General features: G+C 62.3%; 19 protein-coding genes and 1 tRNA gene. 6 read left to right on the forward strand and 14 right to left on the reverse strand.

The window, feature by feature from the left end; genetic code table 11:
- The first annotated feature begins 97 nt into the window (after positions 1–97).
- Both sthA and OVA00_RS30415 read left to right on the forward strand, forming a co-directional pair.
- Complete coding sequence (gene sthA, locus OVA00_RS30410) at positions 98–1,513, forward strand: Si-specific NAD(P)(+) transhydrogenase (protein ID WP_034796590.1); 1,416 nt, start codon at positions 98–100, stop codon at positions 1,511–1,513.
- 190 nt (positions 1,514–1,703) lie between these two features.
- Positions 1,704–2,507 (forward strand): endonuclease/exonuclease/phosphatase family protein, encoded by an 804-nt coding sequence (locus OVA00_RS30415; RefSeq protein ID WP_268090226.1) that lies wholly within the window; start codon positions 1,704–1,706, stop codon positions 2,505–2,507.
- A 177-nt stretch (positions 2,508–2,684) separates the two neighbouring features.
- On the opposite strand, the gene tig is transcribed toward OVA00_RS30415, so the two are convergent.
- The 4 genes from tig to OVA00_RS30435 all read right to left on the reverse strand — a co-directional run bounded on the left by tig (position 2,685) and on the right by OVA00_RS30435 (position 6,298).
- Positions 2,685–4,163 (reverse strand): trigger factor, encoded by a 1,479-nt coding sequence (gene tig / locus OVA00_RS30420; protein ID WP_268090227.1) that lies wholly within the window; start codon positions 4,161–4,163, stop codon positions 2,685–2,687.
- 179 nt (positions 4,164–4,342) lie between these two features.
- Positions 4,343–4,427, reverse strand: a tRNA-Leu gene (locus OVA00_RS30425).
- 183 nt (positions 4,428–4,610) lie between these two features.
- Positions 4,611–5,192: a GDYXXLXY domain-containing protein gene (locus OVA00_RS30430; protein WP_034796596.1), complete on the reverse strand. Its 582-nt coding sequence runs from the start codon at positions 5,190–5,192 to the stop codon at positions 4,611–4,613.
- Positions 5,189–6,298: a DUF2157 domain-containing protein gene (locus tag OVA00_RS30435; RefSeq protein ID WP_113553797.1), complete on the reverse strand. Its 1,110-nt coding sequence runs from the start codon at positions 6,296–6,298 to the stop codon at positions 5,189–5,191. The genes OVA00_RS30430 and OVA00_RS30435 overlap by 4 nt, the downstream gene beginning before the upstream one ends.
- 934 nt (positions 6,299–7,232) lie before the next feature.
- Here OVA00_RS30435 and OVA00_RS30440 point away from each other — a divergent pair.
- The 3 genes from OVA00_RS30440 to trmFO all read left to right on the forward strand — a co-directional run bounded on the left by OVA00_RS30440 (position 7,233) and on the right by trmFO (position 9,472).
- Complete coding sequence (locus tag OVA00_RS30440) at positions 7,233–7,376, forward strand: DUF1127 domain-containing protein (protein WP_064816990.1); 144 nt, start codon at positions 7,233–7,235, stop codon at positions 7,374–7,376.
- Positions 7,377–7,809: 433 nt separating this feature from the next.
- Positions 7,810–7,953 (forward strand): DUF1127 domain-containing protein, encoded by a 144-nt coding sequence (locus OVA00_RS30445; protein ID WP_064816989.1) that lies wholly within the window; start codon positions 7,810–7,812, stop codon positions 7,951–7,953.
- A 100-nt stretch (positions 7,954–8,053) separates the two neighbouring features.
- Positions 8,054–9,472, forward strand: a complete 1,419-nt coding sequence (gene trmFO / locus OVA00_RS30450; protein WP_112976447.1) for a methylenetetrahydrofolate--tRNA-(uracil(54)-C(5))-methyltransferase (FADH(2)-oxidizing) TrmFO — start codon at positions 8,054–8,056, stop codon at positions 9,470–9,472.
- 88 nt (positions 9,473–9,560) lie between these two features.
- On the opposite strand, the gene OVA00_RS30455 is transcribed toward trmFO, so the two are convergent.
- The 5 genes from OVA00_RS30455 to yajC all read right to left on the reverse strand — a co-directional run bounded on the left by OVA00_RS30455 (position 9,561) and on the right by yajC (position 14,370).
- On the reverse strand, positions 9,561–10,028 hold the full coding sequence (locus OVA00_RS30455; RefSeq protein ID WP_268090228.1) for a hypothetical protein: 468 nt from the start codon (positions 10,026–10,028) through the stop codon (positions 9,561–9,563).
- 139 nt (positions 10,029–10,167) lie between these two features.
- Positions 10,168–11,010 carry a phytoene/squalene synthase family protein gene (locus tag OVA00_RS30460; RefSeq protein ID WP_268090229.1) on the reverse strand — a complete coding sequence of 281 codons (843 nt, stop codon included), beginning with the start codon at positions 11,008–11,010 and terminating at the stop codon, positions 10,168–10,170.
- Positions 11,011–11,030: 20 nt separating this feature from the next.
- Positions 11,031–11,417, reverse strand: coding sequence for an Mth938-like domain-containing protein (locus OVA00_RS30465; protein ID WP_034796607.1), 387 nt, complete (start codon positions 11,415–11,417; stop codon positions 11,031–11,033).
- A gap of 1 nt (position 11,418) precedes the next feature.
- Positions 11,419–13,989 (reverse strand): protein translocase subunit SecDF, encoded by a 2,571-nt coding sequence (gene secDF / locus OVA00_RS30470; protein ID WP_268090230.1) that lies wholly within the window; start codon positions 13,987–13,989, stop codon positions 11,419–11,421.
- Between the two features lie 45 nt (positions 13,990–14,034).
- Positions 14,035–14,370: a preprotein translocase subunit YajC gene (gene yajC / locus OVA00_RS30475; RefSeq protein WP_034796611.1), complete on the reverse strand. Its 336-nt coding sequence runs from the start codon at positions 14,368–14,370 to the stop codon at positions 14,035–14,037.
- Between the two features lie 302 nt (positions 14,371–14,672).
- Here yajC and OVA00_RS30480 point away from each other — a divergent pair, with 302 nt between their 5' ends.
- Positions 14,673–15,542: an ATP-binding protein gene (locus OVA00_RS30480; RefSeq protein WP_034796613.1), complete on the forward strand. Its 870-nt coding sequence runs from the start codon at positions 14,673–14,675 to the stop codon at positions 15,540–15,542.
- A 116-nt stretch (positions 15,543–15,658) separates the two neighbouring features.
- Here the strand turns inward: OVA00_RS30480 and OVA00_RS30485 are convergent, their stop codons facing one another.
- The 5 genes from OVA00_RS30485 to serS all read right to left on the reverse strand — a co-directional run bounded on the left by OVA00_RS30485 (position 15,659) and on the right by serS (position 20,969).
- The gene (locus OVA00_RS30485; RefSeq protein WP_268090232.1) at positions 15,659–17,212 is read right to left on the reverse strand and encodes a peptidoglycan DD-metalloendopeptidase family protein; all 1,554 of its coding nucleotides are present in this window, start codon (positions 17,210–17,212) and stop codon (positions 15,659–15,661) included.
- A gap of 187 nt (positions 17,213–17,399) precedes the next feature.
- Positions 17,400–18,044, reverse strand: a complete 645-nt coding sequence (locus tag OVA00_RS30490) for a hypothetical protein (RefSeq protein ID WP_034796617.1) — start codon at positions 18,042–18,044, stop codon at positions 17,400–17,402.
- Positions 18,045–18,238: 194 nt separating this feature from the next.
- Positions 18,239–18,892, reverse strand: coding sequence for a protein-L-isoaspartate(D-aspartate) O-methyltransferase (locus OVA00_RS30495; protein ID WP_034796623.1), 654 nt, complete (start codon positions 18,890–18,892; stop codon positions 18,239–18,241).
- Positions 18,889–19,659, reverse strand: a complete 771-nt coding sequence (gene surE / locus OVA00_RS30500) for a 5'/3'-nucleotidase SurE (RefSeq protein WP_268090233.1) — start codon at positions 19,657–19,659, stop codon at positions 18,889–18,891. Before surE ends, OVA00_RS30495 begins: the two co-directional genes overlap by 4 nt.
- Before the next feature lie 26 nt (positions 19,660–19,685).
- Complete coding sequence (gene serS / locus OVA00_RS30505) at positions 19,686–20,969, reverse strand: serine--tRNA ligase (protein WP_268090234.1); 1,284 nt, start codon at positions 20,967–20,969, stop codon at positions 19,686–19,688.
- Between the last annotated feature and the right edge of the window lie 38 nt (positions 20,970–21,007).

Below are 21,007 nucleotides of genomic sequence, written 5' to 3' on the forward strand. Positions count from 1 at the left end.
AAAACCACTTCATCAAACCGTGCCATTGACGGTATAGAGGCTTGCGAGCGAGAGTTTTCGCAACGCACAACGATTCCACCTTCTAACGGAAACGCCTATGAACCAGTTCGATCTCATCGTTGTCGGAAGCGGACCTGCCGGCCGCCGCGGCGCCATCCAGGCAGCCAAGCTCGGCAAGAAGGTCCTCGTCATCGAACAGGGAAAACGCGTTGGCGGCGTTTCGGTTCACACCGGTACGATTCCCTCCAAGACGCTGCGCGAAACGGCGCTCAATCTTTCGGGCTGGCGCGAGCGCGGCTTTTACGGGCGCTCCTATCGCGTCAAGCAGGAGATCAGCGCCGATGACCTCCGGCAGCGGCTGATCATCACCCTCAATCATGAAGTCGAGGTTCTCGAACATCAGTTCGCGCGCAACCGCGTGCAGCAGATGCGCGGGAAAGCCAGCTTCGTCAATCCGACCACGCTCGAAGTCGTCAAGGACGACGGCGAGACCATGCTCGTGTCCGGCACCAGCATCATGCTTGCCGTCGGTACCAAGCCCTTCCGCCCGGATTACATGCCGTTCGACGGCAAGACTGTGCTCGACAGCGATGAACTGCTCGATATCGAGACCCTGCCGCGCTCCATGGTGGTGATCGGCGCCGGCGTCGTCGGCATCGAATACGCGACGATCTTCAGCGCGCTCGACACCCAGGTGACGGTTATCGATCCGAAGACGACGATGCTCGATTTCATCGACAAGGAAATCGTCGAAGACTTCATCTACCAGTTGCGTGACCGCAACATGAAGCTGCACCTCGGGCAGAAGGCCGACACGGTGGAGCGGCTCGACGATGGTAAGGTGCTGCTGACGCTCGACAACGGCCGCAAAATCACAACCGACATGGTGCTCTTTGCCGCGGGCCGCATGGGCGCCACCGATACGCTGAACCTGCCCGCAGCCGGGCTCGAAGCCGACAACCGAGGGCGCCTCAAGGTCAATCCCGAGACGTTCCAGACCTCCGTCCCGAACATCTACGCCGCCGGCGACGTCGTCGGCTTCCCGAGCCTCGCCTCAACCTCGATGGAACAGGGGCGCATCGCCGCCCGGGTCGCCATCGGCGCGATCGCGATGGAGCCGCAGAAATACTTCCCCTACGGCATCTACGCCGTGCCTGAGATCTCCACCTGCGGTCTCTCGGAAGAAGAGGTCAAGGAACGCGGCATCCCCTACGAATGCGGCATCGCCCGCTTCCGCGAGACCTCGCGCGGCCACATCATGGGGCTCGATTCCGGCCTGTTGAAAATGATCTTCTCGCTGAAGACCCGCCGCCTGCTCGGCGTGCATATCATCGGCGAAGGCGCGACAGAGCTGGTGCATATCGGCCAGGCCGTGCTGAACCTCAAGGGCACGGTCGAGTACTTCGTCGAAAACACCTTCAACTACCCGACGCTGGCCGAGGCCTACAAGATCGCCGGCCTCGACGCCTGGAACCGTATGGGCGAGATCAAGCAGGAAGCGCCGAAAGCGTAAGCATCCAGCGACAGAGCTGACCGCCGTCAACGCTGACGGCGGCGGCCACGTGCCTAGAGGGCAACGATTTTGGTTCCGCGTTGCCGAACCGATCTCTCCGGGTTTGCCATCCCACAGACCGCATCTGAAGTGCGCAGGAGGCCGGCGAATCGGCTAGCTTCACCTCTCCCGATCAAGAGAGCCGAACACCATGCGCATCCTTTCGCTCAATGCCTGGGGCGGCAAGCTCCATTCGCCCTTGATGAAATATCTCGCCGATGTCGACGCCGATGTCCTGTGCCTGCAGGAGATCGCGCGATCACCGACGACCGAGGCCGAATGGCTGAGCTATCGCGATGCGGATGTGGAACTGCCGCAACGCGCCAACCTCTTCGACGAGATCGCCGCCGTACTACCGGGACATGATGGATTCTTCTGCCCGACCGCGCGAGGGACGCTCTTTGCAGGAGACACGCCCGTGGCATCGGAATTCGGTCTGGCAACATTCGTTCGGCGGGGCTATTCCGTCATCGGCCAGGCCCTCGGTTTTGTGCATGGCAGTTTTTCGCCCGACAGCTGGGGGCCGCATCCGCGTGCGCGCAACGCCCATTGCATTCGCCTGTTCGATCACGACGCCGGCACTCCCATCACCATCGCGCAGATGCACGGCCTGCGGGAGGTCGGTGGTAAGCACGACAGTCCGGCACGCCGCGCGCAGGCGGAGGCGCTGGTAGGTCTCGTCCACCAGGTCTGGCCCGGAGACGAGCGGCTTGTCGTGTGCGGTGATTTCAATGTGCTCCCCGACAGCCAAACGTTTCAGACGCTCGGCCAGTTGGGGCTCGTCGACCTCGTTGTCACCCGCGGCCACATGGACACGCGCACGTCGCACTATCTAAAGAGCGGCCGCTTTGCCGATTACATGCTGGCGAACGGTGCAGTCAGCGTCGCTCGCTTCGATGTCGTCGCAGAGCCCGAAGTCTCCGACCATCGCGCCCTCCTCCTCGACATCGCTTAGCGCGCCGCGGGTTTCACTGAGCCACGAAGTCGGCTCTGGCTGAATCAGCTGACACTTCCGTGTGTCGCTGAAAGCAGGATGCTCTCGGCCAGCGCTGGACGAAGAGCTCGCCTCCCACAACGAAAAAGGCCCTGCCGCAAGCGGCAAGGCCTTTCGATTCCTAAGGCTTCGATCCGATTACTCGGCGCTGTCGTCAGCGGCCTTCTTCTTGGCCGGAGCCTTCTTCTTCGGAGCAGCGGCTTCTTCGCCTTCCGTGGCTTCAGCCTTGGCGGCGGCCTTCTTCTTGGCCGGAGCCTTCTTGGCAGCCTTGCCTTCAGTCTCTTCGTCGTCAGCCGTCAGCTCTTCCTTGGAAACCGTCTTGTCGGTTACCGAGATTTCGCCGAGCAGGTGGTCGACGACCTTTTCTTCGAACAGCGGAGCGCGCAGCGAAGCAGCAGCGCCGGGGGTGTTCTTGAAGTAGTCGAGGATCTGCTTCTCCTGGCCCGGGAACTGGCGGAGCTGTTCGAACAGCGAACGCTGCAGTTCGTCGTCGCTGACCTGAACGCCGGCCTTTTCACCGATTTCCGAGAGAACGAGGCCGAGGCGAACGCGACGCTCAGCGAGCTTGCGGTATTCAGCGCGGGCTTCTTCTTCGGTGGTTTCTTCGTCAGCGAAGGTCTTGCCGGCCTGCTGCAGGTCGGTGTTGATCTGGCGCCAGATGTTTTCGAATTCGGCCTCGACGAGGCGCTCCGGCGTTTCGAACTGGTAGAGTTCGTCGAGCTGGTCGAGGATCTGACGCTTGACCTTCTGACGGGTCAGGTTGCCGTACTGGCTTTCGATCTGGCCGCGGACGATTTCCTTCAGATTGTCAGCCGATTCGAGGCCGAGCTTGGTGGCCAGTTCGTCGTTGATTTCGATGTCCTGGGCGCCAGCCACGTCCTTGACGGTGATGTCGAAGGTGGCTTCCTTGCCAGCAAGGTTTGCAGCCGGGTATTCAGCCGGGAAAGTCACGGTGATGACCTTCTCGTCGCCAGCCTTCAGGCCAACGAGCTGCTCTTCGAAGCCCGGGATGAAACGGTTGGAACCGAGAACCAGCTCAGCGTCTTCGTCCTTGCCGCCGTCGAAGGCGACGCCGTCGACCTTGCCGAGGTAATCGATGGTGACGCGGTCGCCGTTGGCGGCCTTGCCCTTCTTCGATTCGTAGCTGCGGGCGCTTTCGGCGATCTTCAGGATCTGCTCGTTGACTTCGTCTTCAGCGATCTCGACGACTTCGCGGGTCACCTTGATGCCGCTGACGTCCTTGAGTTCGATCGCCGGGATGATTTCGTAGGCAACGGTGAACTCGAGGTCGGCCTGAGCGTTGAGGATCTTGTCGGCTTCGGCCTCGTCCTCGGTCATCGCGATTTCCGGCTGGGTGGCCGACTTTTCGCCACGGCCCGACAGGATCTCGGTCGGCTTGTCGCGAACGATCTCGTTGACCAGGTCAGCCATGATCGACTTGCCGTAGACCTTCTTCAGATGCGCAACCGGCACCTTGCCGGGACGGAAGCCGTTGATCTTCACACGGTCCTTCACTTCGGCCAGACGCTCGTTCATCCGAGCTTCCATGTCCTTGGCCGGGATAACGACCTTGAGTTCGCGCTTCAGCCCTTGAGCGAGCGTTTCGATAACCTGCATGTTCAAACCTTCATTTCACGTTGACTGTGCTCTTCCCCTTCGAAAGGTCTGGCGAGCACGTGAGCCGATCCATTTGCCGGGAGTGGCTTTACGCAGTTCTGCAACCGTTTTGCAAGCAAAATGGCACTCCAGCCCCCCTCATCCTCGCAGAATCCGGACTTTGGGCGCGATCGCTGATCTGGTGCGGGTAGAGAGACTTGAACTCCCACGCCTTACGGCACCAGAACCTAAATCTGGCGTGTCTACCAATTTCACCATACCCGCGTTCAGACAATCGCACCGCCTGACCGTATTCCCGCAAGACCAACCAGCGGAATACCGCGGATAGAATGGGCATGCTGAAAGTTCAGGGCTTTCCCGAGCGCGGCGTCTCTATATCACTCGTTTTCGCGGGATCAAAGGGAAAATGCGGGAATTCCACGACCAAGCCGGTTGGCACGGCGTGCCTCAATAGAGAGGCTCCTCGTAGACCGGGCTGCCATTGACTGCGATCTCGCGGATCTGGGCCTTTCCCTTGGCGTCCACGCGGATATTGACGGAGAGCGCCTCGGCGTTGCGCGCCTCCTCCAGCGTCCGCCCCTCGCCTTCCGGCACATAGAAACGCTCGATCCCGTATTCTACATTGACGGACGAGAGCGCAGACGAGGGATAGTAGGTAAATGGCAGAGAGCGAAGGACGACGCTGTCGCCGGCAGGGCTAAGCGGCGCGAAGGACGCTTCGGTCGCCGCCCAAAAGCCGTCGAGCTGCCTTTCCAGCCGAACGTAGACCTTAGCCTCTTCCGACTGCTTCGGTGTATCGCCCTTGAACAATTCCGGCTGGAGCCTTGAAATGTCGTAGCTCAAGATCACGTAGTCGCCCCGAAGCAGATCGCGGGGATCGACAGGCACGGTCTTCAACAGCACGTCACGGCCGCTTCTGAGGATCGAGGCCCTGCTCTCGATCATATAGCCAAGTGCCGCCGTCTGTACGCCCGCAACCAGCAGGGCCGCTAGCAATGGGTTCAACCAACGGGTCTTTGCGGTGGTCATCGTGGCGCCTCCGTCCCGCGCGCATTTGCCAAGTGCCCCTCGATGCGGATGACGAGCCAGGCGATGCCGGCAACCACCAATCCGGAGATCAGGAAGAAACCGGAGGTGCCGAGCATGGAGCCGAGGGTTTCGAAGGCGAGATAGAGAAGCTCACCGGCAAAGGCGACGTAGCCGAGATAGCGCACGGCGCCGTTCTGCGCCCCGGCAAGCGCGATCCCAAGGAGGGCCACCAGCAGCGTGCCCGCCCCGGTCGCGACCTCCGTTGTCACTCCGACGGCTTCGAATTGAAGAGCGGTAAAACCGAGCAAGGCGAGCGCGAAGGAATAGAAAGCGGGTGCCGAACCGGCATCGACCGCCAGGGCGCGAAGCGGAGAGCCTGGCAGCGTCGCCGCCAGAAAGGCCACGAGGCCGAACGCCGCAAGGCCACCTGCAAAGGCAAGCGACGCGTTGTCGAGGTAAAGCCAGGCCAGCCACGACAGGACCAGCAGATAGGCGAGATGACGGGCCCGGTCGGCGGCCGTGAAGCGCACCAGCAGAACGACGATCACCGCGAGCGCCGGAACGGACCACACGCGCCAGTCCGGCGTGGCGCCGAACCCATTGTCCTGCAGCACCGTTCCGAAATAGAACCAGGCAAGCCCACCCGCAACTGCGGTCATTGCTGCTGAGCGAAATGCCAGGGCAGAGAGGACGGCGCCGGCAAACCACAGCAGCGCGGCATCGGCCGCGTCACCCGACAGGTGATACATCTGCCCGATCAGCGCGATGCCGCCCCCAAAGGCGGCCACCCCCAGAACGAGGGCCGCTGCGGCAAGCGTCGTGCGGCCGGTCTGGGTCAGCCAGGCAGCGGCGAAATGAAAGCCCCAGACCAGAGCGACGATGCCGGCCACCCGCGCAAGGCGTGGCAGCGCCTCCCAGTTGGCGGCGACAAGCAGCAGGATTGAGGCGGACAACAGGAATGCGGCGAGAATGAGCAGGACGCGCCCTGCCCGGAACGTGGACTCGCGACCGTCATATTCGGCCAGCATTGCGCGTGCTGCATTCTCCTGCAGCAGCCCCTTGTCCATCCAGTGCTTGAAGTCTCGTTCGAGACGCGCGCGGTACATCCTGCCCCCAGCCTAGAATCCGATGCTTGAAATGGTCCGGTTCAGCTCCCAACTAATCACGTATCGGCGCGGAAACACAATCGCTCACTCGCGACTGCGCACCAAACCGATGAGGACGAACGAACGGCTTGCGCAATGCGCATATCTTCCATGCAGATATTGCACTGCACAAATCGATTTAAAGGTCCTATATTCGAATCATCAAAGGCGAACGAAGGCATGAAGCCAGACGGTCGCCAGCGGAAATGGCCAGCCGCCTCAGTTTGCTGAGAAAGGCCCGGGTAAAACCGACGGAATTCGGACGAGCGCACTCCTCCTCCCAGCGCTCTTCCGATCAGATTGGCAACACTCCTCCTCCCAGTTGCCAATCACCCCTAATGACGCTCGCTGGACCTCCTCCCCCAGCGGGCGTTATTCTTTTCAGCCCTCCTCTCCACAAAGAAGCCTGCGTCTGCGCACCTGCACAATATTCGTGCATAATTTCGCTGCGCTCGCCCCACGCCATGCACTGGATGCATAGGTGCCATTCTGGAACAGCGCTACCCTTCCACCCGCCTGCGTACTATCTTCAACTTATCGATCGGGGCGGCGCACTCCTCCTCCCAGCGCCCCTCGATTTGGATCGGCGACACTCCTCCTCCCGGTTGCCGATCAGAACAAAGCGACGCTCGCTGGATCTCCTCCCCCAGCGGGCGTTGTTTGTTTTTGGCCCCTCACATTTCGGGCAGCTTTCCAGCCACGACAACTCGATTGCGCCGCGCGTGTTAGGCGCCAGCCGCGAACACGCCATCGCGTAGAGGCTTGCACCGCCTGCATGGGTGCGATGCAGCATTGTCTCTGTAACTTCTGCTCAAAAAGATTATATTTCAGAGCATCAGATGACGGCCAGCAAGAGAGATGAGCGCTGGCACACGACCCTAGAAAGGATAGGATCATGAACCTCGCACGTTCTTTCAACAATTGGCGCAAGTATCGTCAGACCTGCAACGAACTCGGCCGTATGACCGACCGCGAACTGTCTGACCTCGGCATCGGCCGTGGCGACATCCCGTACGTTGCTCGCCAGGCGATCAAGTAATTCAGGCTGCGCGTCAAGCGCAACCGACCTCCAAGTAAGACGCCCTCCGGTTCATTCCGGGGGGCGTTTTCTTTTGTCGCAGCGAGTACGATCCAGGTGACGCCTTCGCACTTGCGAGAGGCACCGGATGCTTCGCCATCTGCGACTGCCCATGCGGCCGAACCGCGTCCATCGACAGACGCTGCGTCCTTGCTCAGCATCGGCTCGTAAGTCCCTTTGAAAACAATCGCTTATCAACGGGCAATTAAGATTTTAATCAATCATTAATCGATGCCGCCTTTTGAAGCGGTGCCCATCTATGCGGCGATGCACTGCACAAATGCATAGCAGCTGCATTTTCTTTGCACTCCACCTTCTAATTAGACAAGCGTATAAGAACCTCAACGACGCAGACAGATGGCTGTCGCGACAACCTGATTTTGAGGAAATGACCATGAACCCGATTCGTATCGCAAAAAGCTGGATCAACTACCGCCGCACCGTCAGCGAGCTCGGCAACCTGTCGAACCACGCTCTCAATGACATTGGCATCACCCGTTACGACATCCGCAACATTGCGGCCCGTTCCTTCCGTTAATCGGAACGAACGACCAGGACTTCCAAGACGGCGCCTTCAGGGCGCCGTTTTCGTTTATAGGCGTTGGAACGAAAGGCCGAGCCGTGATAGGAAGCCGGCCATGAGCAAAGACACTTCTTCCCACTCCCCCATCCACGTCATCGGCGGCGGCCTTGCCGGATCGGAAGCCGCCTGGCAGATCGCCGAAGCCGGCGTACCGGTCATCCTGCATGAGATGCGCGGCGTGCGCGGCACTGACGCGCACAAGACCGACGGCCTTGCCGAACTCGTCTGTTCCAATTCCTTCCGCTCGGATGACGCGACCAGCAACGCGGTTGGCGTGCTGCATGCGGAAATGCGCCTTGCCGGCTCGCTGATCATGAAATCCGCCGACGCCAACCAGGTGCCTGCGGGCGGTGCGCTTGCGGTCGACCGTGACGGCTTCTCCGACGCGGTCAGCGCGGCGATCGCCGCTCATCCGCTGATCACAGTGGTGCGCGAAGAAGTCACCGGTCTGCCGCCGAAAGATTGGGATCTCGCCGTCATCGCGACCGGCCCGCTGACCGCACCCGGTCTTGCCGAAGCGATCCGCGCGGAAACGGGCGCCGATGCGCTCGCCTTCTTCGACGCCATCGCGCCGATCGTCTATACCGAGACGATCGACATGGACATCTGCTGGTTTCAGTCGCGCTACGACAAGGTCGGCCCCGGCGGAACCGGCAAGGACTATATCAACTGCCCGATGACCGAGGAGCAGTACAATGCCTTCGTCGATGCGTTGATCGCCGGCGACAAGACCGGCTTCAAGGAATGGGAAGGCACGCCCTATTTCGACGGCTGCCTGCCGATCGAGGTGATGGCGGAACGCGGCCGCGAGACGCTGCGCCACGGGCCTATGAAGCCGATGGGCCTCACCAATGCCCATAACCCCACCGTCAAGCCCTATGCCGTCGTACAGCTGCGCCAGGACAATGCGCTCGGCACGCTCTACAACATGGTCGGATTCCAGACGAAGCTGAAGTATGGCGCTCAGGCCGAAGTCTTCCGCATGATTCCCGGCCTCGAGAATGCCGAATTCGCCCGTCTCGGCGGCCTGCACCGCAACACCTACATCAACTCGCCGACACTGCTCGACGGAACGCTGACGCTGAAGTCGCGGCCGGGCCTGCGCTTTGCCGGACAGATCACCGGCTGCGAAGGCTATGTCGAAAGCGCCAGCATCGGCCTGCTCGCCGGCCGCTTCGCCGCCGCCGAACGCAAAGGCGAGACTTTGGCGACCCCGCCGGCGACCACCGCCTTTGGCGCATTGCTCAACCACATCACCGGCGGCCACATCGTTTCCGAAGATGAACCGGGCAAGCGCTCGTTCCAGCCGATGAACGTCAATTTCGGCCTGTTCCCGCCACTCGATCCGGGCGCGATCACCAAGCCGGAAGGCGTCAAGCGCTTCCGTGGCAAGGAAAAGGCAGTCGCCAAGAAGCAGGCGACGGCGTCGCGCGCGCTCGCCGATTGCGCCGCCTGGCTCGGCAAGTCCGCCTGACAGGCGGACACGCATTCGTTCCACGACAAAAGGCCCGCCTGCAGCGATGCGAGCGGGCCTTTTCTTATATGGAAGAACGCGGTGAGAGCTACTCGGTCGCCTGTGCCGTATGCGGCGACTCGGCGGCGGGCTGCTCGAACTCCGATTTCGGACTGAAGCTGCCGAGCAGCCAGAGCGAAACCTCGGCCGCCTCGCCGGCGCTCTGAAACTCGAAGTCGTTGTCGAGATAAGCAAAATCGGGGAAATGCACGATGAGGCCTCGGCCGGTCTCGGAGCTATTGACCCGAACCTTTCCGGGCTGGATCACGTGGCAGACATAGTGGGTGCCGTGCGACTGGATGAAGCCCGCCTTGCCGTCATGCAGCCGCAGGAAGATCGCCGTGCGGTCCGCCGTCGAGTGCAGCGCCCGGATCGCCTCGTCCGGAAAGGCACGGCCGAACTCCACCATCGCAGAGCCGGCATCGGGATTGTCCCAGTCCCGCTCGGCGCGGGCGTTCATCCACATGTAGAATGCGCCGACCAAGACGATGACGGCGATGAGCAATAACCAAAGCATCCGCGGGCGCTCCCCTTCGCTCGGCATGACGCCGATAAAGCGCTTCTATACGCTGCGAGGCTTGCGCCAATTTGTCGTCACGGCGTGTGCGTCTGCGCCAAAGCCCCGAGCAGACCGATCAGGCCGAACCCCTGACGTATCAGAAGCGGCGGCGCCGTGCAGCACGCCACATCCACCATTGCCGTTGCCATTGGGCCGGGCGGATGGGTTTCTGCAGAAGCCCGGCGCCCGCAGCCTCCGCGCGGTTAAGGATAGGCTCGACAAGCGCAAGCGGTATGAAGGCGGGGAAATTCGACGGCGCGATCGCCGCCAGCTGCGCACGCGCACTGGCGAGATGATCTCGCCCGAAGCCCGCGAAGGCCCGGATCGCCTGGCTGATCGCGGCGCTGTCTTCGCCGGCGATCAGCGTTTCGCGATCGAGACCGGTGGCGCGCAGCAATTCGGCCGGCAGGTAGACCTGGCCACGGCGCAAATGCAGCGGCAACAGCATGAGGAGGCCTGCGACCGTCTGCGCGACTCCGCCGTGACCGGCGACTTCGGCCGATTTCGCGGCATTCTCTGGATCAAGGACCAGGGATGAGAGCTGGATCAGCGCCGAGGCGGTCTCGCCGGCATAGCCCTCAAGCGCCGAACGGTCTTCCATCGGATCGTCGTAGAGATCGAAGATCCGGGCATCGATCATGTTCTCGAACACGGAGACCGGCAGCCGATGCGTGCGAATGCAGCCAAGGAGCGCTTCAGCAAGCGGATGCCCTTCTCCGGTCGATGCGTCGTTGCCGATGAGGTCCCGCCACCATTGCATGCGGATCTCACCGGGGATCGGCTCGTGCACGAGATCGCGGATGCGGGCGATCTCCGCACTGAAGGCATAGAGTGCGGCAAGCGCGGGCTGCTTGTCGGCAGGCGCAAGCAGGCAGGCGAGATAGCGGTCGCGGTCCGTGTCCCGCAGGTCAGCCAGAATCTGGGCAGAATTGTCGTGCACGTCGTCTTCCCCAGGCCCGATCAGACCGCGATCAGTGCGACGGCGACTGCGCGCGATTCGGCCAGCATCACATTGTAGGTGCGGACAGCGGCCCCGGTGCTCATGGGATCCGACGATATGTTGGCGGCGCGTAAAGCTGTCTTCACATCGGCCGGCAGCGGGCGAATGTCCTTGCCGGTGCCGACCAGCAGCACCTCAATGTCCTTCGCCTCATCAACGACCTTGTAGAACTTCTCGACCGTCAGCGCATCGCCCTCCGCGACGTCCCATGCATAGACGCCCGAGGGCAGCATCAGGATCGAGCCACGATGCGACATGTCTGCGAAGCGAAAGCCACCATTGCCGTAGGCATCGATGGGCGCCCGTCCCGGAAAATGGGCTTCGCGAATTTCAATTCCCTTAGGCATTTCAAACAGCACCCTTTGCCGCGCCCGCCGCACCCGTATCCGCGCCGGAGGCGTTCTCGTCCCCCGGAATGTGGTCGGTGCGCTTTCTGAAGAGGATGAGGATCGGCCCGGCGATGTAAATGGACGAGATCGTTCCGACGATAACGCCAAACAGCATTGTAACACTGAAGGCGCGGATAAGGCCGCCACCGAAGAGATAAAGCGCTGTCAGTGCCAGAACGGTCGTCAGCGCTGTCAGGATGGTGCGCGACAGCGTCTGGTTGATCGACGTATCGATCAGCACCGACAACGGCATGCGCTTGTAGCGAGCAAGGTTTTCGCGGATGCGATCGTAGATGACGACCGTGTCGTTCAGCGAGTAGCCGACGATCGTCAGAACCGCGGCAATGCTGCCGAGATTGAACTCGATGCCGGTCAGCACGAGGAAACCGATCGTCAGCAGGACGTCGTGCGTCGTGGCAATGATCGCGCCGACGGCGAAGCGCCACTCGAAGCGCAGCCACACATAGAGCAGGATAGCAAGGAACGAAACAGCAAGCCCGATAGTGCCGGCGCGTGTCAGTTCGCCGGATACGACGGGGCCGACCACCTCGACGCGGCGGAAATCATACTCGTCCGAAAGTTCCGACCGGATGACGCCGGCGGCCGTCTGTTCGGCGTTGTCTCCCGCCTCCTGCGACGGTACCCGCACCAGAACGTCCTCGCCCGAGCCGAGCTGCTGCACCTGGACCTCGCCGAAATTCAGCTCGTCGAGGCGCGCGCGAAGATCGGCGACATCGACCGGTCCGCCTTTGGAATGCAGCTCGATGATCGAGCCGCCCTTGAAGTCGACGCCGAGATTGAGCCCGATGCCGGCAAGCAGCAGGACGGAGGCGAGCGACAGCGCCGCCATCAGGATGAAGACCGGGTTGCGGATCCGCATGAAGCGGATATCCAGGTCGCTGGAGCGGCCGGTCCGAATACCCTTCGGCAAGCGTTCCGACTTCCATTGGCGCAGCCAGCGCTTCACGATCAGGCGGGTGACCGTGTAAGCGGTGAAGAGCGTCGTCACGCTACCGATCGCAAGTGTAACGGCAAAGCCGCGCACCGATCCGGAGCCAAGATAAAAGAGGATGGCGCTCGCAATCAGCATCGTCAGGTTGGCATCGAAGATGCTGCTGAAGACACGCGAAAAGGCGTTGTTGATGGTGCGCCGCAGGGGCTCGGCGCCGCGAACCTCTTCACGCAGGCGCTCGTAGATCAGCACGTTCGAATCGACGGCCACGCCGATCGTCAGAATGATGCCGGCAATGCCCGGAAGGGTCAGCGTCGCGCCCGAAAGGGAAAGCGCCGCGATAATCAGGACAATGTTCAGGGCGAGCGCTATGACCGCAAAGACGCCGAAGACGCCGTAGAAAAAGATCATCGATGCGGCGACTGCGACAGCCGCAACCAGACCCGCCTTCAGGCCGTCTGCGATCGCGTCGCCACCGACGCCGGGGCCGACCGTTCGCTCTTCGACGAAGGTCAGGGGCGTCGCGAGCGGCCCTGTGCGCACGAGAGCGGCAAGGTCGGTCGCACCTTCGGTCGGCAGGTCTGCGGAGATGCGCAAGGTGTCGCCGTTGACAGCCTCCGACAGCTTGAGCGTCGCGATGACCTGTCCATCGAGAACGATCGCTGCATCCTTTGGCGGCTGCTGCGCCGCAAGGGCGGCAACACGCTGCTGCGAAGCGGTATCGATCTTGATGGCGACCGACGCGCTTTCGCCGGAAGCATCAGGTTCCGGCTGGGCTGCAACAAAATTCGCCGCTGCAAGCAGCGGTGCCTTTTCGACGAGATAGGGCACTGGCGGGTCGTCGAAGGAATAGAGGACTTCCGTGCCGGACGGAGGCTGGCCCTCCACGGCGCGTTGCACGGGCACGGAGGTATCCAGCATCCGCAGGGCCAGGTTGGCCCTTTGGCTGAGCAGATCCTTCAACCGCTGCGGATCGCCGAGGCCAGGCACCTGCACGATCAGCCGGTCATCGCCACGGCGCTGGATCAGCGGCTCGATGGCGCCAACTTCGGCGACGCGGCGGCGCACGACGTCGATGGACTGCGCCACGGCCAGCGAGAGCCGGTAGTCGATGCCTTCGTCCGTGAGGCGCAGGCGAACCAGTTCATCCGGTTCTGCACTGTCGAACACGACCTCGGAAATCGGCTCGGAGCCGAACCCCCCGATATCGACGGGCGCCGTCAGCGGCCTCAGCCGCTCGCGAGCGGCCGAGAGTTGCGACCGGTCGCGAACGCGGAAGGCGATCGACTGGCCTTCGCCGGAAAGGCCGATATAGGCGATGTCGGCATCGCGCAGCGATTTGCCGACCTCGTTGGCGATCGTCTCGAGCCGTTCAGCGACGATGTCGCTGCGCGCCGCCCGCAGCATGAAATGGGAGCCACCCTGGAGATCGAGCCCAAGCGCCACCTGGCGATGGGGCAGCCAAGACGGAAGTTCGGCTGCCTCTTCCCGGCTTAGAACATTCGGCAGCGCAAAGGCGATGCCGGCAAGCGCCACCAACCAGACGAGGATACGTTTCAACGGCGGTAATCTGCGCATGCCTCAAACGCTCCAGTTGCTCGGCTGGTGGTGGCTGTTCCTGCCTTATTCCTTGACAGGCTCGCCCTTGACGCGAACTTCCGACACGCCGCTGCGGACGACGCGGATCTTCACGCCATCGGCGATTTCGACTTCGAGTTCGCTGTCGTCAACGACCTTGGTGACCTTGCCGACGATGCCGCCACCGGTCACGACCTGGTCACCGCGACGGATGTTCTTCAGGAGCTCCTCGCGGCGCTTCATCTGAGCGCGCTGCGGACGGATGATCAGGAAATACATAACGACGAAAATCAGCAGGAACGGCAGGATGGACATGAGAATGTCCGCGCCGCCGGCGGAAGGGGCGCCGGCAGTCTGCGCAAAAGCTTCGGTAATGAACATCGATCACTCCTTGAGTTCAAATATCGGCGGTTCCTCCGCGCCAAATCGGCCGGAATATAGGGACGCCCCGCCGCTCTGCAAAGCCGCGGGCACCCGTACCCGTTCCTGTGCCTCTGACACAATTTACACAAGAGGAGAACCCCTCGCGCGGGCCTCGGTGACCTTTTCCAGCGTAAACCTGCGTGCTACCGGGTTTCTGGTGGGACCTGGCCGCGACGCGGTTACGGTAAACACCAGGGCCACGCCGCCTCGAATCATGACGGCACGGCCAAACACCTGATTCAGCGAGTGGAGAGAGACATATGCCGGAAGCCAAGATCGACGTTCTCATCAGGGAAATGCAGAAGCTTTCCGCGGCGATCGAGCGCATGGCCGGACCCGCCGCTGCAGCCAACGACTGGACCGCTGCCGAGTGCTTCGTCTGGGCCCCGGCGACACACCATCTGCAGCCGGTCGCCAAGCCGAACCGCATCGAACTGTCCCTGATCACCGGGGTCGACCATGTCCGTGACATTCTGCTCGACAACACGCTGCGTTTTGCCGAGGGCTACACGGCCAATAACGTGCTTCTCTGGGGCGCACGCGGCATGGGCAAATCATCGCTGGTAAAATCGGTTCATGCGCAGGTTGCGCGCGACACCGGCGTTGCGGTCAAGCTGGTCGAGGTACATCGCGAAGATATTGCCACGCTTCCGGCGCTGATGGACATTCTGAAGTCGGCACCGGTCCCGGTTATCGTCTTCTGCGATGACCTGTCCTTCGATCACGACGATACGTCCTACAAGTCGCTGAAGGCCGTACTCGACGGCGGCGTCGAGGGACGTCCTTCCAACGTGCTCCTTTACGCCACCTCGAACCGGCGCCACCTGCTGCCGCGGCATATGATGGAGAACGAGCAGTCGACCGCGATCAACCCGTCGGAAGCGGTCGAGGAGAAGGTTTCGCTGTCCGACCGTTTCGGCCTGTGGCTCGGCTTCCACAAGTGCAGCCAGGACGACTATCTGGCGATGATCGACGGCTATGCCGCGCACTATGGCTTCAAGCTCGATCGCGACACCTTGCACGCCGAAGCGCTGGAATGGGCAACGACCCGTGGCGCAAGGTCCGGCCGCGTCGCCTGGCAGTTCATCCAGGATCTCGCCGGCCGCCTGCGCCACAGGCTCGACGGGTAACCGGGCGCGTCGCGAACCGCACGCCTTACCGACATCCTGAAATAGAAAGCACCGCCTGCCCGAGAGGGCAAGCGGTGCAAACATCGGATCCGGATCGGCTTTGCGACCGATCGAGACTATTCGAGGAAGGTCGCCGGGTTTACCGCGGTGGCATTCTTGCGCACCTCGAAGTGAACCTGCGGCTGGCTTGCCCGCCCGGTCATGCCCGAAGCAGCGAGCGTCTGGCCGCGCTGAACCTTCTGGCCGCGCTGAACCTTGAGTTCGGAAGCGTTACCATAAACCGTGACCGTGCCGTCGTCGTGGCGCACCAGGACTGCGTTGCCGAGTTCCTTCAGGCTGCTGCCCGAATAAATAACGACACCGTTTTCAGCCGCCTTGATCGGCGTGCCCTCGGGCACCGAGATGTTGATACCGTCGTTGCGGTTGCCGTCGACATTGGCGCCGTAGCCGGCGACGACTGCGCCGCGCACAGGCCAGCGGTACTTGCTGATGCCGGTCGACTTCGGAGAATCGTCGTCGATATCCGTCGTCTTGCTGGCGACTTCGCTGACGCTCTGCTTAGCTACCGGCGCCTGGTATTCAGCCGGCTTGTTCTTGTCGAGCGAGGCAACCTGCGGCTGCTCGGCCTTCTTGGGAACCGAGGCCGTCTTGAGCTGATCCGGAGCGGCACCATTTGCGCCCGGCAACTGCAGCGTCTGGCCGACGCGGATCGATTCGGCCGTCAGGCCGTTTGCCTGCTTGAGGGCGGCAACGGATACGCCCGTCGTCTTGGCGATACGGTTGAGCGAGTCGCCCGGCTTGACGATGTAGGATCCACCACCGGCGCCCTCGCCGTTCGTTGCCGGCTTGCCTGCAACGACGTCAGACTTGCCTTCACCCTTTTCGCGGGACTGGGCCGAACCCGGCAGGATCGCAACGTCGCGCTGGTTGACCGGCAGCGGCGACGGCTGGCGGCTGTTGCCATCGAGATCGGCGATCGAGTTCGTGGCTGCAGCCTTGGCAGCGCTGCCTGCGACGCCGAAGGTCGGGATGACGAGACGCTGACCGGTCTCGACCTGCGCTGCGGACTGCAGACCGTTGGCCTTCAGGATTTCCTTTTCCGGGACACCAAAACGCTTGGAGAGAACGGCGACATTGTCACCCGGTCGAACCATGATCGTCGGAGCGTTCTGCGTCGTCCAGCCGCTCTTGCTTGCGGTTTCCTTGACCGTTGCGGGAAGCGTCTGCTGCGTGGCGAGTGCGGCCTGCTGGCGTGCTGCCGGGAACGGCTGGGCTTCGGCGCGCTGGTTTCCAGTAGCGCTCGGGTCAGCCAGAGTGGTGCGCTGAACGGAGATCGGGGTCGAGGCGACGCGGGCGTTGGATACGGGCGTGGAGGCCGTGTTTACCGGATCGTAGGCACCCTGCCCGGCTGCCGCGGGATAGGGCTGACCGAGGGCTGAACCACGGTTATCAACCGGCGCTGCCGCCATCTGACCGACGGACACATCGCCGCGCGGGACCGGCGTTGCGTCTCGGGGGATGGAATTTGTGGTGATGTTGTCGGACCGGGAGAACAGGCCGTCAAACCGGCTTGCATCCGAACTGCAGCCTGTTGCGACGCCTGCCAGCAGGACCGCCACGCAAAGGCGGATCGTGGACTTTCCAACCCCGGGAGATACAAACTTACGCATGACGCTTACCCACTCCGAACGCAACTCGATGTGGATTGATTAAAGCGTATTAGAGTTACCGCGTGGTTAAGGCAGACCCCACCAAAGGACTAATTTGACCAAATGCTAACCATAGGTCGACCGTCGCCCGTCAAGGGCATGCTAGAGGCAGCGTCACAGCTGCCGCCCGGGCACGTGGAGCCTAGCGCTAGATCAGTTCGGAATAGAGGCGCTCGATCTCGGACACGGATCGCCGCTCCGTCTGGTCTTCTTCGTAGCTGATGCTCGTCAGGTCCCAGGCAAAAATCTGGCGACCGGCCGGCTGCGCCAGGGTTTCGGACTGCGCCGTCTTGTCTTCGTCGAGCAGGACGCTCACCAAAGTCTGGAACGCCGCGTCTCCGTCCGCACCACTTGCTTCTTCATATTCGAGCGACCGCAGACCGGCCACCGCCGCCTCGCGTGTCCCGAAATAGCGCAAACTGTTCTGGTCCTCCGGACGAAGGCCGTCGTAGTAGTCGATGAAGTTCTTGTAATAGGCCTGGTGATCGCCGGAATCGAGAAACTTGCCGAAGGCCTGGTATTCGCGCGAGGCCAGTTGCGGCGACAGGCGGTTGTTCCATTCCTCGCGGGTGAGTGCCGGCTGGCCGTCGGATCCCTTCTTCGTCTGGCCTAGATAAAGCAGAGCATCGGCCGAAAGCGAGATGCGTGGCGTCGGATCAAAGAAGGTCGCGGCAAGCGCCTGTGCCGCCTGCTCATCCTTGCCTGCGGAATTCGTCTGGCCGGCATTGCGCCCGGCAAGATTGTTCAGCCCGTCGCCGGATGCTGCCGCCGTCAACCTGTTCGCGATCTGCATGTGCCGTCTCCGTACCTCGCGACCGGTGTCCGCCGACGTCGCAAGGCAAGCGACGACTCGCAGGCGGAACCCTGTCCGTGCACGGCAGGCGTATGGCGCGAAGCTTGCGCGAAGCTGGAGGAAGTTAAGGGGTCGTTAATAATCAACGCCGGCGCGACCGGCGCTGCTCACCCGCACGGACGGGAATTCAATATTTAGAGAAACGACGCCAGCTGCTGCACGATCGGAAGGTAAGGCGCGTCGAACAGATCCTCGCGATCGAAGCGGCTGCCCGTGCGGCTGACGCGCACGACCCGGCAATGGGTCTCGCTCATCATGATCGGAACCAGCAGGGTGCCGCCCGAAACGAGGTGATCTGAAAACATGCGCGGCAGACTGTTGAAGGCGGCGGTGATCAGGATCCGGTCGAAGGTGCCCTCACCCGGCACGCCGGCACTGCCGTCGGCATGCCGGACGATGACATTGCGAACACCTGTTTTTTCGAGGTTCTTCTGGGCCATGCCGACGAGCGTCTGATAGCGGTCGATCGTCAGCACCCGCTCGGCAACGCGTCCCATGACCGCGGCGGTGAAGCCGCTGCCGGTGCCGACTTCGAGAACACGCTGGCCGGATTTCAGATTGAGACTGTGCAGCAGACGGACCGCAAAGTCGTATCCCTCCATGAACGAACCGCAATCGAGGGGGATTGTCCGCTGCGAATGGGCTTCGGCCTGGTACTGCGGCGGCGCGAAATGGCTTCGCGGCGTCTGCTCAACCGCCTTCAACAGATCATGGTTGGTGATGCCTTCGGCGCGCAGACGCAGCACCATCTTGGCAAAGCCTTCCTGTTCGGTCACCCGCGCACTCAAGCAACGGCTCCCTCGTTGAGCGCCCGCGCCAGGCGATCGTGGACACTGTAGTCGGTAAGGTCGAGTTTGAGCGGCGTGACCGAGATCATGTTTTCACGCAGGGCGTGAATGTCGGTTCCGGCGCGGAAATCGCCGAAGCGTTCGCCGAAACGCAGCCAGAAATAGGGAAAGCCGCGGCCATCGGTTCGCTCGTCGATCGACAGGCCGAAGTCGAGCTTGCCTTGCGACGTCACCTCCGTACCGGCAATAGCGTCCGCCGAGCAATTGGGGAAGTTGACGTTGAGCAGCGTGCCGTCAGGCAGATCCACCTTCATCAGCTTGCGGACCAAGGCCGGCGCGTGCGTTTCGACGACATCCCACGGAACGGTCTTTCTGACGGCGTGATTGTAGGCCTGGCTCAGCGCGATCGAGCGGATGCCCTGCAACGTTCCTTCGATGGCGCCGGCGACGGTACCGGAATAGGTCACGTCGTCGGCCATGTTGGCGCCGATGTTGACGCCGGACAGCACGAGATCGGGCTTGCGATCGAGCACCTTGCGGACGGCCATGATAACGCAATCGGTCGGCGTGCCGCGAAGTGCGAAGCGCTTTTCCGCGATCTGTCGCAGCCGCAATGGCTCCGACAGGGTCAGCGAATGGGCAAGGCCGCTCTGGTCCGCTTCGGGCGCGACGACCCAGACATCGTCCGAAATCGTCCGGGCGACGCGTTCAAGTACCGACAGGCCCTCGGCGTGAATGCCGTCATCGTTTGTCAGCAGGATCCGCATGATGCCGCACTCCCCTCGACGTTCGCTCAGACTACCTTTTCGACGCGCGTCTGGCCGCCCATGTAGGGGACCAGCACGTCCGGCACCGATATCGAACCATCGTCATTCAGATAGTTCTCGATGACGGCGATGAGCGCGCGGCCGACGGCAACGCCCGAACCGTTCAGCGTGTGAACGAAGCGGGTTCCCTTGTCTTCCTTGGTGCGGTAGCGGGCGTTCATGCGGCGCGCCTGGAAATCGCCGCAGACCGAGCAAGACGAAATCTCGCGGAACGTATCCTGTCCCGGCAGCCAGACCTCGAGGTCGTAGGTCTTGCGGGCGCCAAAGCCCATGTCGCCGGTGCAAAGGGTCATGACGCGGTAATGCAGGCCGAGGCGCTTCAGCACCTCCTCGGCGCAGGCGGTCATGCGCTCGTGTTCGGCAACGGACGTTTCGGCATCGGTGATCGAGACCAGTTCCACCTTGTTGAACTGATGCTGGCGCAGCATGCCGCGGGTATCGCGACCGGCAGAACCAGCTTCCGAGCGGAAGGACGGCGTGAGCGCGGTGAAACGCAGCGGCAGCTTTTCGCCTTCCAGGATCTGATCCCGGACGATGTTGGTGAGCGGCACTTCCGCCGTCGGGATCAGCCAACGGCCATCCGTGGTACGGAAGAGGTCTTCGGCGAACTTCGGCAACTGGCCCGTGCCATACATCGCATCGTCGCGCACCAGAAGCGGCGGTTGCACTTCGGTGTAGCCATGTTCCTGGGTGTGCAGGTCGAGCATGAACTGGCCGAGCGCGCGCTCGAGCCGCGCCAATTGGCCCTTCAGGATTGTGAAGCGCGAACCGGAAATGCGGGCCGCACCCTCGAAATCCATCAGCCCGAGCGCTTCGCCGATTTCGAAGTGCTCGCGCGGCTGGTGGTTCCAGGTGGGCTTCTTGCCAACCACGCTCTTGACGACGTTGCCGGTCTCGTCGACACCGACGGGTACATCGTCCAGCGGGATGTTCGGAATGCGCGACAGAGCGTCGTTGAGCTCGGCCTCGATTTTGCGGCTGTCCTCTTCGAGCGCCGGCATGGCGTTCTTCAGGTCGGCAACCTCGGCCTTCAGCTTATCGGCGAGCTCGGCATTCTTCTGCGCCATGGCCGCGCCGATATCCTTCGAGGCCGCATTGCGGCGCGACTGCATGTCCTGCAACGCCTGAAGGTTCGTACGGCGGCGTTCGTCGAGCGCGATCAGAGATGCCGACAAAGGCTCCGCGCCCCGCTTCGCCAGGGCGGCGTCCAGCATCTCGGCATTCTCACGGATCCATTTGATATCAAGCATTTTCGTTCCACGCGTTGGTCAGATCACGGCGCGAAATC

This window comes from Ensifer sp. SL37 (assembly GCF_026672675.1).
Taxonomy (GTDB): Bacteria; Pseudomonadota; Alphaproteobacteria; order Rhizobiales; family Rhizobiaceae; genus Ensifer; species Ensifer adhaerens.

Excerpts from the sequence above, each read along its gene's own strand:
- sthA (WP_034796590.1), top strand. The coding sequence starts at position 98 with ATGAACCAGTTCGATCTCATCGTTGTCGGAAGCGGACCTGCCGGCCGC.
- OVA00_RS30415 (WP_268090226.1), top strand. The coding sequence starts at position 1,704 with ATGCGCATCCTTTCGCTCAATGCCTGGGGCGGCAAGCTCCATTCGCCC.
- tig (WP_268090227.1), bottom strand. The coding sequence starts at position 4,163 with ATGCAGGTTATCGAAACGCTCGCTCAAGGGCTGAAGCGCGAACTCAAG.
- OVA00_RS30430 (WP_034796596.1), bottom strand. The coding sequence starts at position 5,192 with ATGACCACCGCAAAGACCCGTTGGTTGAACCCATTGCTAGCGGCCCTG.
- OVA00_RS30435 (WP_113553797.1), bottom strand. The coding sequence starts at position 6,298 with ATGTACCGCGCGCGTCTCGAACGAGACTTCAAGCACTGGATGGACAAG.
- OVA00_RS30440 (WP_064816990.1), top strand. The coding sequence starts at position 7,233 with ATGAACCTCGCACGTTCTTTCAACAATTGGCGCAAGTATCGTCAGACC.
- OVA00_RS30445 (WP_064816989.1), top strand. The coding sequence starts at position 7,810 with ATGAACCCGATTCGTATCGCAAAAAGCTGGATCAACTACCGCCGCACC.
- trmFO (WP_112976447.1), top strand. The coding sequence starts at position 8,054 with ATGAGCAAAGACACTTCTTCCCACTCCCCCATCCACGTCATCGGCGGC.
- OVA00_RS30455 (WP_268090228.1), bottom strand. The coding sequence starts at position 10,028 with ATGCTTTGGTTATTGCTCATCGCCGTCATCGTCTTGGTCGGCGCATTC.
- OVA00_RS30465 (WP_034796607.1), bottom strand. The coding sequence starts at position 11,417 with ATGCCTAAGGGAATTGAAATTCGCGAAGCCCATTTTCCGGGACGGGCG.
- secDF (WP_268090230.1), bottom strand. The coding sequence starts at position 13,989 with ATGCGCAGATTACCGCCGTTGAAACGTATCCTCGTCTGGTTGGTGGCG.
- yajC (WP_034796611.1), bottom strand. The coding sequence starts at position 14,370 with ATGTTCATTACCGAAGCTTTTGCGCAGACTGCCGGCGCCCCTTCCGCC.
- OVA00_RS30480 (WP_034796613.1), top strand. The coding sequence starts at position 14,673 with ATGCCGGAAGCCAAGATCGACGTTCTCATCAGGGAAATGCAGAAGCTT.
- OVA00_RS30485 (WP_268090232.1), bottom strand. The coding sequence starts at position 17,212 with ATGCGTAAGTTTGTATCTCCCGGGGTTGGAAAGTCCACGATCCGCCTT.
- OVA00_RS30490 (WP_034796617.1), bottom strand. The coding sequence starts at position 18,044 with ATGCAGATCGCGAACAGGTTGACGGCGGCAGCATCCGGCGACGGGCTG.
- surE (WP_268090233.1), bottom strand. The coding sequence starts at position 19,659 with ATGCGGATCCTGCTGACAAACGATGACGGCATTCACGCCGAGGGCCTG.
- serS (WP_268090234.1), bottom strand. The coding sequence starts at position 20,969 with ATGCTTGATATCAAATGGATCCGTGAGAATGCCGAGATGCTGGACGCC.